The organism is Staphylococcus sp. EG-SA-18 (genome assembly GCF_017151825.1).
In the GTDB taxonomy this organism is placed as follows: domain Bacteria; phylum Bacillota; class Bacilli; order Staphylococcales; family Staphylococcaceae; genus Staphylococcus; species Staphylococcus aureus.
The window spans coordinates 1-13479 of record NZ_JACYVY010000048.1 but is presented as its reverse complement, the minus strand read 5'-3'; the positions used below and the strand labels follow the sequence as shown (position 1 = coordinate 13479).

Below are 13479 nucleotides of genomic sequence, written 5' to 3'. Positions count from 1 at the left end.
CACTTATAGCGTACCACATTTAAATGCGAAAAAGTATTTTATAAAAATGAATTTTAATAACTTTATTTAAGAGTTTGATAAGATTTTGTAAATTTTTCGTTAAATTGCCCATTTCAAACATATATTTATCCTATAATTCAAGAAGAAATTTATTTTAAAAGGAGCCTCACAAAATGAAAAAAATATATAAGTCATTAACTGTCTCTGCAATTGTTGCAACGGTATCATTAAGTGCTTTACCGCAATCTTTAGCTATAACGCATGAATCGCAACCTACAAAGCAACAGCGAACGGTATTATTCGATCGTTCTCATGGTCAAACAGCTGGTGCTGCAGATTGGGTTAGTGATGGTGCATTTTCAGATTATGCGGATTCAATACAAAAACAAGGTTATGACGTTAAAGCTATTGATGGTCATTCGAACATAACAGAAGCAAGTTTGAAAAGTTCTAAAATATTTGTAATTCCTGAGGCTAATATTCCTTTCAAAGAATCAGAACAGGCAGCAATTGTTAACTATGTGAAACAAGGTGGCAATGTTGTCTTTATTTCAGATCATTACAATGCTGACCGAAATTTAAATCGTATTGATTCATCAGAGGCAATGAATGGTTATCGACGTGGAGCATATGAAGATATGTCGAAAGGTATGAATGCAGAAGAAAAAAGTTCTACTGCAATGCAAGGTGTGAAAAGTTCAGATTGGTTATCTACAAACTTTGGCGTACGTTTTCGATATAATGCACTAGGTGATTTAAATACGAGCAATATTGTTTCTTCAAAAGAGAGTTTCGGTATTACTGAAGGTGTGAAATCTGTCTCTATGCATGCCGGATCAACATTAGCAATTACTAATCCAGAGAAAGCAAAAGGTATTGTGTATACACCAGAACAATTGCCAGCGAAAAGTAAATGGTCACATGCTGTAGATCAAGGTATTTATAATGGGGGCGGTAAAGCAGAAGGCCCCTATGTAGCAATTTCTAAAGTTGGAAAAGGTAAAGCAGCATTTATCGGTGATTCATCACTTGTGGAAGATAGTTCGCCCAAATATGTAAGAGAAGATAATGGAGAAAAGAAGAAAACATATGATGGTTTTAAAGAACAAGACAACGGTAAGCTATTAAATAATATAACGGATTGGATGTCTAAAGATAGTGATGGGAAATCACTTAAGGCGAGTGGACTAACATTAGATACAAAGACTAAGTTGCTTGATTTTGAACGACCAGAGCGTTCAACTGAGCCTGAAAAAGAGCCATGGTCACAACCGCCGAGTGGTTATAAATGGTATGATCCAACAACATTTAAAGCAGGTAGTTATGGCAGCGAAAAAGGCGCAGATCCTCAGCCAAACACACCAGATGATCATACGCCACCAAATCAGAACGAAAAAGTAACATTTGATATCCCGCAAAATGTTTCTGTAAATGAGCCATTTGAAATGACAATACATTTAAAAGGATTTGAAGCAAATCAAACACTTGAAAATCTTAGAGTTGGTATTTACAAAGAAGGCGGACGTCAAATCGGACAATTTTCAAGTAAAGATAACGATTATAACCCACCAGGTTACAGTACTTTGCCAACAGTTAAAGCAGATGAAAACGGAAATGTCACAATTAAGGTCAATGCTAAAGTACTTGAAAGTATGGAAGGTTCAAAGATTCGTTTAAAACTCGGTGACAAAACCTTGATTACAACAGACTTCAAATAAATATATAATAGAAATAAGAAAGATGTTTGTGATTGAAGGAGTGAGTGAGGATGTCAAACATAGCATTTTATGTCGTGAGTGACGTACATGGTTATATTTTCCCAACAGATTTTACGAGTAGAAATCAATATCAACCTATGGGATTGTTACTAGCGAATCATGTTATAGAACAAGACAGAAGGCAGTATGACCAAAGTTTTAAAATAGATAATGGTGATTTTTTGCAAGGGTCACCATTTTGTAATTACTTAATCGCGCATAGCGGCAGTAGCCAGCCTTTAGTTGATTTTTATAATCGAATGGCATTCGACTTTGGTACGCTTGGTAATCATGAATTTAATTATGGATTGCCATACTTAAAAGACACTTTACGCAGACTCAATTATCCAGTTTTGTGCGCTAATATATATGAAAATGATAGTACATTGACTGATAACGGTGTGAAGTATTTTCAGGTTGGAGATCAAACTGTTGGTGTGATAGGTTTAACGACACAATTTATTCCCCATTGGGAACAACCAGAGCATATTCAGTCACTTACGTTTCATAGTGCTTTTGAAATACTTCAACAATACTTACCTGAAATGAAGCGACATGCAGATATCATTGTGGTTTGTTACCATGGTGGATTTGAAAAGGATTTAGAAAGTGGTACGCCGACCGAAGTATTAACGGGTGAAAATGAGGGATATGCCATGTTAGAAGCGTTTTCTAAAGATATAGATATCTTTATTACGGGTCACCAACATCGACAAATTGCTGAAAGGTTTAAGCAAACGGCTGTGATTCAACCTGGTACGAGAGGTACAACTGTAGGCAGAGTAGTCTTGAGTACTGATGAATATGAAAATCTATCCGTTGAATCATGTGAATTACTTCCTGTTATAGATGATTCCACATTTACTATTGATGAAGATGACCAACATTTACGAAAGCAGTTAGAGGACTGGTTAGATTACGAAATTACTACATTGCCATATGATATGACGATTAATCATGCATTTGAGGCACGTGTGGCACCGCATCCTTTTACAAATTTTATGAATTACGCTTTATTAGAAAAAAGTGACGCAGATGTTGCCTGTACAGCTTTGTTTGATTCTGCTAGTGGTTTCAAGCAAGTCGTGACGATGCGAGATGTTATTAACAATTACCCATTTCCAAATACATTTAAAGTTTTAGCTGTAAGTGGTGCCAAACTTAAAGAAGCCATTGAACGATCAGCAGAATATTTTGACGTGAAAAATGATGAAGTTAGTGTGAGCGCAGACTTCCTTGGACCCAAACCACAACACTTTAATTATGATATATATGGTGGCGTAAGTTATACCATTCATGTTGGAAGACCAAAGGGACAACGTGTGAGCAATATGATGATTCAAGGTCACGCAGTTGATTTAAAGCAGACATATACAATTTGTGTAAATAATTATCGTGCAGTTGGCGGTGGTCAGTATGATATGTTTATCGACGCGCCAGTTGTGAAAGATATTCAAGTTGAAGGCGCACAATTACTTATTGATTTTTTATCAAATAATAATTTGATGCGTATCCCGCAAGTTGTTGATTTTAAAGTTGAAAAGTGACGGATATATGAAAAACTTACTTGATTTTAATCGGGTAAGTTTTTGTTTAAAGCGAGAAAGTATTATCTTTAGACGACGTGATTGAAATGTCACGTCCTGTCAAAATGAATAGTTTATTAAAGTTGTATTTTGATAGAAATTTACTGACACCACAAAAATTATTGAATTATTTAAAAGTTGATGAAACATTTTTGAATCATCTAGCAGGTATTAATTTAAAACTCTTTAAGGATTATGTTAATGAAAATAGAGAATATAATATAACGAATCTATATAAATAAGGCACTAATATTTAAACCTCGAGCTGAAAAGATCATCATTTCAGTTCGAGGTTTTTTATTTTATCCTCTTTGTATGGGTATTCTTTTACTTGAAATTTGTTTTCCTGTTTTTTTATTGTAAATTTTTATTACATAGTATCCTAAGTTATATCCTGACATTTGTTCTCCAGTATTTTTAGTTTTTTAGTAGGAACATAATGGTATTTTTTTGCTGTTAGTGGAACATATTTTTTAGGGTTTTGAATTTCGTTTCATCCATGTGTAAAACTGGATACTCTAATATCCGGTAATAGCCGGTTAAATTGACATAGGATGTCACTAGCTATTCCAAAATTGTCTTTTGACGCTATAACGATTGTTGGGAATCTTAGCATGTCTAACGCAGAGAGACTTTCACATTTTATGAGTACTAATCCTGAAGTTCGGCTTTGGGATATTTTACAAACAAACTTTAAAGCTAAAGCTCTTAAAGAAAAAGTTTATATTGAATATGACAAAATAAAAGCAACTCTTTGGAATAGACGTAGTATGCGCGTTGAATTTAATCCTAATAAGCTTTCGCATGATGAAGTGCTTTGGTTAAAACAAAATATCATCAGTTATTTGGACGATGTTAGTTTTACGAGATTAGATTTGGCTTTTGATTTTGAATTTGATTTAAATGACTATTATGCATTGTCAGATAAGTCGGCAAAGAAAACTATATTTTATGGACGTAATGTAAAACCAGAAACAAAATATTTTGGTGTGCGTAATAGTGATAGGTTTATTCGGATTTATAATAAAAACAAGAACGTAAAGATAATGCAGATGTTGAAATTGATTCAACATTTCTATGGCGTGTGGAAATTGAATTAAAACGAGATATGGTTGATTGTTGGAAAGATTGTTTTGATGATTTGCATATTTTAAAACCGAATTTAAAAATGATTGAAAATATACAAGAACGAGCAATGCTTCATTTATTAACTCACGAAGAAGAGGAATGGGGAAATTTAGAAAGACGTACTAAAAATAAATATAGAGATAAGTTGAAAAATATAGCGTCTATTGATTTGACAGATTTAATGAAAATATCTTTAAGAGGAAATGAAAACCAATTGCAAAAACAAATCGACTTTTGGTTGAATTAATTATTATAACTAAAGAACTATGTTCAATTTATGTGCAATCATGCTTTTTTGTCCCCACGTTTTGAACATGTTTGGCACCGCCAAACCACTCATTTTTTGCAAAATTTTGCAAAAAAATGGGGACATGTTCACTTATGCTCATCTACTTAAAATAAGTATTTTTTTGTTGGTTTTTAAAAGTAGTTGAAATGTTTATAATAATATTGAAAGATATTTCTGTTTTCCTTTTGAATAATAAACTTAAAAGAGAATATAAAATAATGCTTATTAAAATTAGGGGTGGAAATATGAAAAGAGATTTTTTTGAAAAGTGGTCGTTTATTTTAAATTTAATTTTATTTTGTGCTTTTTTGTTTTTAGTGGTTCTGATGTTTTATAAGGATGTCGATTTGATTTATATTTTTTGTACATTATTAATATCATTATTACCTTTGCTAAATATTATAAAAAGATATAAGAAAAAGACGGATAATTAATCCGTCTTTTTTTATGAAAAGAATAGGCTGGGAAATAAATCAATCTTCTATGATCTACGAAGTTATATTGGCAGTAATTGACTGAACGAAAATGCGCTTGTAATAAGCTTTTTTCAATTCTAGTCAGGGGCCCCAACACAGAGAATTTCGAAAAGAAATTCTACAGGCAATGCGAGTTGGGGCGGGGCCCCAACAAAGAGAAATTGGATTCCCAATTTCTACAGACAATGCAAGTTGGGGTGGGACGGCGAAATAAATTTTGCGAAAATATCATTTCTGTCCCACTCCCCAGAAAAGGTTCTACCATTGTCAAAAAAATGCATCTCTACATGTTAGAGTAAATATTGGTCAGCCAACCAAAATAATCAACACGAGGAGATGCTATTTAATGTCATCTGACACAAACAGTTTAGCACATACGAAATGGAATTGTAAGTAACATATTGTCTTTGCACCTAAATACAGAAGACAAGCGATATATGGAAAAATAAAAAAAGATATAGGGATTATATTACGTCAATTATATGAAAGAAAAGGTGTAGAGATAATTGAAGCAGAGGTATGTAAAGATCATATCCATATGTTAGTAAGTATACCACCCAAACTTGGGGTATCATCATTTGTTGGCTATTTAAAAGGAAAAGTAATTTAATGATATTTGATAGACATGCTAACTTAAAGTATAGATATGGAAATAGAAAGTTTTGGTGTAAAGGATTTTATGTGGATACAGTAGGTAGAAATAAAAAAGTGATTGAAAATTATATTCGTAATCAATTACAAGAGGATATCGTTGCAGATGAAATCTCAATGGAAGAATATTTAGATCCTTTCACTGGAGAGAAAAATAAAAAAAGAAAGAAAAAAGAGTAAACCTTTAGGATTGCTGGAATAGTAGTGCAGTTGGCTGACTTGTCAGTGCCCTTTTAGGGCTGGCCAGTAAGGAAGGCTTATAGCCGCAGAACAAACCACCCGTTCACACGGGTGGTTTTTATTTGTAACATCTGTTGATAGGTATCGACAAGGACCTTTTAATGTTGTGTTTTGTGCGATATAACAAGCTTTTTAGGCTATTAAAGAATATTCAGAATTAAATATATAATTATGAATAAATTATGTCATTGAAAAAATTATGATTATAAAATCATTCTAAAAACACCGAAATAACAATGATTTCATGAAAACATTTATTTTAAAATTTGATATTTGTTCAAATAATATTCGAAATTAAACTTTTTTGCATAGAATTTTCTTTATATCCTGAGAGACATGTACTATAATGTTTGTGAAATAATTCACAAAGTATAAAGGAGTGGTTGTATATGTTAACTATACCTGAAAAAGAAAATCGTGGATCGAAAGAACAAGAAGTGGCAATTATGATTGATGCTCTAGCTGACAAAGGGAAAAAAGCATTAGAAGCATTATCTAAAAAGTCACAAGAAGAAATTGATCATATTGTTCATCAAATGAGCTTAGCAGCTGTTGATCAACATATGGTGCTAGCAAAATTAGCACATGAAGAAACTGGAAGAGGTATATACGAAGATAAAGCGATTAAAAATTTATACGCTTCTGAATATATATGGAATTCAATAAAAGACAATAAGACAGTAGGGATTATTGGTGAAGATAAAGAAAAAGGATTAACGTATGTAGCGGAACCAATTGGTGTTATTTGTGGTGTTACGCCAACAACAAATCCTACGTCGACAACTATTTTTAAAGCGATGATTGCAATTAAGACAGGAAATCCAATCATTTTTGCATTCCATCCAAGTGCACAAGAATCGTCGAAGCGTGCAGCAGAAGTTGTATTAGAAGCGGCAATGAAGGCAGGTGCACCTAAAGATATTATTCAGTGGATTGAAGTGCCTTCTATCGAAGCAACAAAACAATTAATGAATCACAAAGGTATTGCATTAGTTCTAGCAACAGGTGGTTCGGGCATGGTTAAGTCTGCATATTCAACTGGCAAACCGGCATTAGGTGTGGGACCAGGTAACGTGCCGTCTTACATTGAAAAAACAGCACACATTAAACGTGCAGTAAATGATATCATTGGTTCAAAAACATTTGATAATGGTATGATTTGTGCTTCTGAACAAGTTGTAGTCATTGATAAAGAAATTTATAAAGATGTTACTAATGAATTTAAAGCACATCAAGCATACTTTGTTAAAAAAGATGAATTACAACGCTTAGAAAATGCAATTATGAATGAACAAAAAACAGGTATTAAGCCTGATATTGTCGGTAAATCTGCAGTTGAAATAGCTGAATTAGCAGGTATACCTGTCCCCGAAAATACAAAACTTATCATAGCCGAAATTAGCGGTGTAGGTTCAGACTATCCGTTATCTCGTGAAAAATTATCTCCAGTATTAGCCTTAGTAAAAGCCCAATCTACAAAACAAGCATTTCAAATTTGTGAAGACACACTACATTTTGGTGGATTAGGACACACAGCCGTTATCCATACAGAAGATGAAACATTACAAAAAGATTTTGGACTAAGAATGAAAGCTTGTCGTGTACTTGTAAATACACCATCAGCGGTTGGAGGTATTGGTGATATGTATAACGAATTGATTCCGTCTTTAACATTAGGTTGTGGTTCGTACGGTAGAAACTCAATTTCACATAATGTTAGTGCGACAGATTTATTAAACATTAAAACGATTGCTAAACGACGTAATAATACTCAAATTTTCAAGGTGCCTGCTCAAATTTATTTTGAAGAAAATGCAATCATGAGTCTAACAACAATGGACAAGATTGAAAAAGTGATGATTGTCTGTGACCCTGGTATGGTAGAATTCGGTTATACAAAAACAGTTGAGAATGTATTAAGACAAAGAACGGAACAGCCTCAAATTAAAATATTTAGCGAAGTCGAACCGAACCCATCAACTAATACAGTATATAAAGGTCTGGAAATGATGGTTGATTTCCAACCGGATACAATCATTGCACTTGGTGGTGGTTCAGCGATGGATGCTGCAAAAGCAATGTGGATGTTCTTTGAACACCCTGAGACATCATTCTTCGGTGCTAAACAAAAGTTCCTAGACATCGGTAAACGTACTTATAAAATAGGCATGCCTGAAAATGCGACGTTCATTTGTATCCCTACGACATCAGGTACAGGTTCAGAAGTAACACCATTTGCAGTTATCACAGATAGTGAAACAAATGTAAAATATCCGTTGGCTGATTTTGCTTTAACACCTGACGTTGCAATTATTGACCCTCAATTTGTGATGAGTGTGCCAAAAAGCGTTACAGCAGATACAGGAATGGATGTACTAACGCATGCAATGGAATCATATGTATCTGTAATGGCTTCAGACTACACAAGAGGTTTGAGTCTACAAGCGATTAAATTGACGTTCGAATATTTAAAATCATCTGTTGAAAAGGGTGATAAAGTTTCAAGAGAGAAAATGCATAACGCATCAACTTTGGCTGGTATGGCATTTGCAAATGCATTCTTAGGCATTGCACACTCAATTGCGCATAAAATTGGTGGCGAATATGGTATTCCGCATGGTAGAGCGAATGCGATATTACTACCGCATATTATCCGTTATAATGCCAAAGACCCGCAAAAACATGCGTTATTCCCTAAATATGAGTTCTTCAGAGCAGATACAGATTATGCAGATATTGCCAAATTCTTAGGATTAAAAGGTAATACGACAGAAGCACTTGTAGAATCATTAGCTAAAGCTGTCTACGAATTAGGTCAATCAGTCGGAATTGAAATGAATTTGAAATCACAAGGTGTGTCTGAAGAAGAATTAAATGAGTCAATTGATAGAATGGCAGAGCTCGCATTTGAAGATCAATGTACAACTGCTAATCCTAAAGAAGCACTAATCAGTGAAATCAAAGATATCATTCAAACATCATATGATTATAAGCAATAATCTATCTGATAATAATCATCTAACTCACCTGAAATTACAAAAGTAAAAAATGCCACATAAACTTTAAGTCGATAATCATTATACGGTTATCGGCTTTTATTTATTGCCAAATCTTCAGAGAGATACAAACTAGACAATCATTTTTTTAAATAAAGAAAATATTAAGATTGATACTCATTTCACAAACTATTACTACTTTAGAGTATAATTATTTTTAATTTCATATAAATGAAAAGTAGAAAATAATGCGGTTTAAAAGTAATTAATTGTTTAAACGATATGTAAATACTATATATATAATACCAATTTTAATGAAAATTTTTAAGGGAGGTAAATAATGGAAAGTACATTAGAATTAACAAAAATTAAAGAAGTATTACAAAAAAACTTGAAGATTTTAATTATTTTACCGCTATTATTTTTAATTATTAGCGCTATTGTTACATTTTTCGTCTTATCACCTAAATATCAAGCTAATACTCAAATCTTAGTGAATCAAACTAAGGGTGACAATCCTCAGTTTATGGCACAAGAGGTTCAAAGTAATATTCAACTTGTAAATACGTATAAAGAAATTGTTAAAAGTCCTAGAATTTTAGATGAGGTGTCAAAGGACTTAAATGATAAGTATTCACAATCTAAATTGTCGAGTATGTTGACAATTACAAACCAAGAAAATACGCAACTTATCAACATCCAAGTTAAAAGTGGTCATAAACAAGATTCGGAAAAAATTGCGAATAGCTTCGCTAAAGTTACAAGTAAACAAATTCCGAAGATTATGAGTGTGGATAACGTATCAATTTTATCTAAAGCAGACGGTACAGCAGTTAAAGTCGCACCAAAAACTGTAGTGAATCTAATCGGTGCATTCTTTTTAGGATTAGTTGTCGCGCTTATATATATCTTCTTCAAAGTAATTTTCGATAAGCGAATTAAAGATGAAGAAGATGTAGAGAAAGAATTAGGATTGCCTGTATTGGGTTCAATTCAAAAATTTAATTAAGGATGGTTGCTACTTATGTCAAAAAAGGAAAATACGACAACAACACTATTTGTGTATGAAAAACCAAAATCAACAATTAGTGAAAAGTTTCGAGGTATACGTTCAAACATCATGTTTTCAAAAGCAAATGGTGAAGTAAAGCGCTTATTGGTTACTTCTGAAAAGCCTGGTGCAGGTAAAAGTACAGTTGTATCGAATGTAGCGATTACTTATGCACAAGCAGGCTATAAGACATTAGTTATTGATGGCGATATGCGTAAGCCAACACAAAACTATATTTTTAATGAGCAAAATAATAATGGACTATCAAGCTTAATCATTGGTCGAACGACTATGTCAGAAGCAATTACGTCGACAGAAATTGAAAATTTAGATTTGCTAACAGCTGGCCCTGTACCTCCAAATCCATCTGAGTTAATAGCTTCAGAAAGGTTTAAAGAATTAGTTGATCTGTTTAATAAACGTTACGACATTATTATTGTCGATACACCGCCAGTTAATACTGTGACTGATGCACAACTATATGCGCGTGCTATTAAAGATAGTTTGTTAGTAATTGATAGTGAAAAAAATGATAAAAATGAAGTTAAAAAAGCAAAAGCACTTATGGAAAAAGCAGGCAGTAACATTCTAGGTGTCATTTTGAACAAGACAAAGGTCGATAAATCTTCTAGTTATTATCACTATTATGGAGATGAATAAGTATGATTGATATTCATAACCATATATTGCCTAATATCGATGACGGTCCGACAAATGAAACAGAGATGCTGGATCTTTTAAAACAAGCGACAACACAAGGTGTTACAGAAATCATTGTAACATCACATCACTTACATCCTCGATATACCACACCTATAGAAAAAGTGAAATCATGTTTAAACCATATTGAAAGCTTAGAGGAAGTACAAGCACTAAATCTAAAGTTTTATTATGGTCAGGAAATAAGAATTACCGATCAAATCCTTAATGATATTGATCGAAAAGTTATTACCGGTATTAATGATTCACGCTATTTACTAATAGAATTTCCATCAAATGAAGTTCCACACTATACTGATCAATTATTTTTCGAATTACAGAGTAAAGGCTTTGTACCGATTATTGCACATCCAGAGCGGAATAAAGCAATAAGTCAAAACCTTGACATACTATACGATTTAATTAACAAAGGTGCTTTAAGTCAAGTGACAACGGCGTCATTAGCGGGTATTTCCGGTAGAAAAATTAGAAAATTAGCAATTCAAATGATTGAAAACAATCTGACACATTTCATCGGTTCAGATGCGCATAACACAGAAATCAGACCGTTCTTAATGAAAGACTTATTTAATGATAAGAAATTACGTGATTATTATGAAGATATGAACGGATTTATTAGTAATGCGAAGTTAGTTGTTGATGATAAAAAAATTCCTAAACGAATGCCACAACAAGATTATAAACAGAAAAGATGGTTTGGGTTATAAACAGCAAATGAGGGGTTTTATGGCACATTTATCTGTGAAATTGCGGCTTTTAATACTAGCATTAATCGATTCACTGATAGTGACATTTTCAGTATTCGTAAGTTATTACATTTTAGAACCGTATTTCAAAACATATTCTGTCAAATTATTAATATTGGCAGCTATATCACTATTCATATCGCATCATATTTCAGCATTTATTTTTAAAATGAAATTGATATACTTAATAATTTGTTTGGTAATCAAAATATTGCTTTAGATACTGCTTTATCCATAAGAATGTATTATGCGTTGTTTTTAAACAAACCTATTATTACAACAGACGATACATTCACCGCTACAGAAGCTAATAAATTCGGACTGGGTTTTAGTATTAATCCAGAAAATTTAAAAGGTATTGGTGATGAATTGATGGATTGGTATAACAATTTGGATGTAATGGACATTAATCATAAAAGAGAAGCTTATAGAAACGATGTAATTGAAAATAATAAACAGTTCTATCAAGAGATAGGCAGGATATTTAATGAATAAGATATATAATGTCACTTCATATGTTATTGCCATTTTAATGTTTCCTTGCCTTATGTTAGGTGATAAACCTTTATTATTTTTAGCACCTATAAGTTATGGAGTAGGAAAGCTCTTTATAAGCTTCTCGAATAATCCGAATTTTAAATTTTCGAAAATTGTATACGATGTTTTAGGTTTTCTTAGATTAGTATTTATACCTGCTATGATAGTGTTTTTCCAGGATTCAACTATAGATAATTTACCATTAGGACAAGCTTATTTTAATCAAGCGGTTATTTATATGAGTGTGGAGTTTATCATAGGCTCGCTATTTATATTGATACTATCTAAATTATTCAAACATGAAGTGGTATCAAGAAATAGCTTTACACTTTCTGGATCATCAATTTATTACATTGTGTTTGGTCTTGTTATTTGTGGGATTTTTGTAGCTTTTCCCGAAGTGCGCAAAAACATATCATTTTTAATTATTAAAACAGATGCAATGGGAAGAGGAACCGAAGCAACAAGTGGTTTAAATGTTCTTTTTGTAATGCTATTTCAACTTGCCTTAGCGTTATTATTCTTAATAATCGCATATGCTTCATATAAAAAGTATAAAGAGAATCCTAAAATTATTTATGTTGTATTACCGCTAGCTATAGGAATTTTAAATATTAGTTTAATTGTTGGTGAAAGAAGAAGTTATCAACTTTATACAATGGTTGCTGTTTTAACAGTGGTGTCAATCTTGTTTTCTAAGCATAAAAGACGTATCAATATCATTATTATATCTGTAGGTATTTTCGTATTAGCATTGATGACACTATATAAAGAATTGTATGTGTTTAATTATAGTTCATATAGCGAGGCGTTAAATAGTACAAGTGTAAGTAATCTTAAAATAGTTGACACGTTGCAGTCATATTTTTATGGACCTAGCAATATTGCAGCTTCTATAGACTATTTGAATTACTATAATGGTTCGTTCAAACAATATTTATTTGATAATACCAGAGCTGTTTTTGGGTTTAATTTCTTTTTAGATAAAAAGCAGTTGATTACTAGCCAACTTTTTAACCAATTGATATATGGTAGTAAACAATTGACTGGTCATCTAATTTCGAGTGCTGGATATGGAATTATTTATTTTGGACCCTTATTCTTCTATTTGAATTTAATTGCAAATATCTTTTTTGCATTTCTGAGTGAGTATATTATTCGGAAGAGTCATTCGTTAGAAGTGATATTTATTGGTACATATATTTATATGAGACTTATTACGAGTATTTTTAGTCACCCGACACCATTAATCACATTGATTTCTATGATTTTAGTTGTATATGTTATAGCTATTATCCCAGG

The 13479-nt window shown here is 32.4% G+C and carries 8 protein-coding genes and 5 pseudogenes; all 13 read left to right on the top strand.

Annotated features, from left to right (window positions below; genetic code table 11):
- The first annotated feature begins 173 nt into the window (after window positions 1-173).
- Window positions 174-1718 carry a hypothetical protein gene (locus IDG66_RS10910; protein WP_000725609.1) on the top strand — a complete coding sequence of 515 codons (1545 nt, stop codon included), beginning with the start codon at window positions 174-176 and terminating at the stop codon, window positions 1716-1718.
- Window positions 1719-1768: 50 nt separating this feature from the next.
- Window positions 1769-3304 (top strand): bifunctional metallophosphatase/5'-nucleotidase, encoded by a 1536-nt coding sequence (locus IDG66_RS10905; protein ID WP_000065036.1) that lies wholly within the window; start codon window positions 1769-1771, stop codon window positions 3302-3304.
- Window positions 3305-3372: 68 nt separating this feature from the next.
- A pseudogene (locus IDG66_RS10900) lies at window positions 3373-3585 on the top strand (zinc peptidase); the annotation flags it as partial.
- Between the two features lie 267 nt (window positions 3586-3852).
- A pseudogene (locus tag IDG66_RS10895) lies at window positions 3853-4718 on the top strand (replication initiation factor domain-containing protein).
- A gap of 188 nt (window positions 4719-4906) precedes the next feature.
- Window positions 4907-5194, top strand: coding sequence for a hypothetical protein (locus IDG66_RS10890; RefSeq protein ID WP_000469917.1), 288 nt, complete (start codon window positions 4907-4909; stop codon window positions 5192-5194).
- Between the two features lie 442 nt (window positions 5195-5636).
- Window positions 5637-6067: pseudogene (tnpA, locus tag IDG66_RS10885) on the top strand (IS200/IS605 family transposase).
- Between the two features lie 449 nt (window positions 6068-6516).
- On the top strand, window positions 6517-9126 hold the full coding sequence (adhE, locus tag IDG66_RS10880; RefSeq protein ID WP_000955781.1) for a bifunctional acetaldehyde-CoA/alcohol dehydrogenase: 2610 nt from the start codon (window positions 6517-6519) through the stop codon (window positions 9124-9126).
- A gap of 337 nt (window positions 9127-9463) precedes the next feature.
- Window positions 9464-10132 carry a capsular polysaccharide type 5/8 biosynthesis protein CapA gene (capA, locus tag IDG66_RS10875; RefSeq protein ID WP_206172195.1) on the top strand — a complete coding sequence of 223 codons (669 nt, stop codon included), beginning with the start codon at window positions 9464-9466 and terminating at the stop codon, window positions 10130-10132.
- 15 nt (window positions 10133-10147) lie between these two features.
- On the top strand, window positions 10148-10834 hold the full coding sequence (gene cap8B / locus IDG66_RS10870) for a type 8 capsular polysaccharide synthesis protein Cap8B (RefSeq protein ID WP_000037328.1): 687 nt from the start codon (window positions 10148-10150) through the stop codon (window positions 10832-10834).
- Between the two features lie 2 nt (window positions 10835-10836).
- A complete protein-coding gene (gene cap8C / locus IDG66_RS10865; RefSeq protein WP_000565297.1) occupies window positions 10837-11601 on the top strand; it encodes a type 8 capsular polysaccharide synthesis protein Cap8C in 765 nt (254 codons plus the stop codon).
- Between the two features lie 19 nt (window positions 11602-11620).
- A pseudogene (locus tag IDG66_RS10860) lies at window positions 11621-11812 on the top strand (hypothetical protein); the annotation flags it as partial.
- Window positions 11809-12135: pseudogene (cap8H, locus tag IDG66_RS10855) on the top strand (type 8 capsular polysaccharide synthesis protein Cap8H); the annotation flags it as partial. The pseudogenes IDG66_RS10860 and cap8H, both read left to right, overlap by 4 nt.
- Window positions 12128-13479 (top strand): type 8 capsular polysaccharide synthesis protein Cap8I (gene cap8I, locus IDG66_RS10850; protein ID WP_206172194.1); only part of this gene is annotated, 1352 nt, incomplete at its 3' end. The pseudogene cap8H and the gene cap8I, both read left to right, overlap by 8 nt.

Coding starts and splice junctions, on each gene's coding strand:
- IDG66_RS10910 (WP_000725609.1), top strand. CDS start 174: ATGAAAAAAATATATAAGTCATTAACTGTCTCTGCAATTGTTGCAACG.
- IDG66_RS10905 (WP_000065036.1), top strand. CDS start 1,769: ATGTCAAACATAGCATTTTATGTCGTGAGTGACGTACATGGTTATATT.
- IDG66_RS10890 (WP_000469917.1), top strand. CDS start 4,907: ATGTTTATAATAATATTGAAAGATATTTCTGTTTTCCTTTTGAATAAT.
- adhE (WP_000955781.1), top strand. CDS start 6,517: ATGTTAACTATACCTGAAAAAGAAAATCGTGGATCGAAAGAACAAGAA.
- capA (WP_206172195.1), top strand. CDS start 9,464: ATGGAAAGTACATTAGAATTAACAAAAATTAAAGAAGTATTACAAAAA.
- cap8B (WP_000037328.1), top strand. CDS start 10,148: ATGTCAAAAAAGGAAAATACGACAACAACACTATTTGTGTATGAAAAA.
- cap8C (WP_000565297.1), top strand. CDS start 10,837: ATGATTGATATTCATAACCATATATTGCCTAATATCGATGACGGTCCG.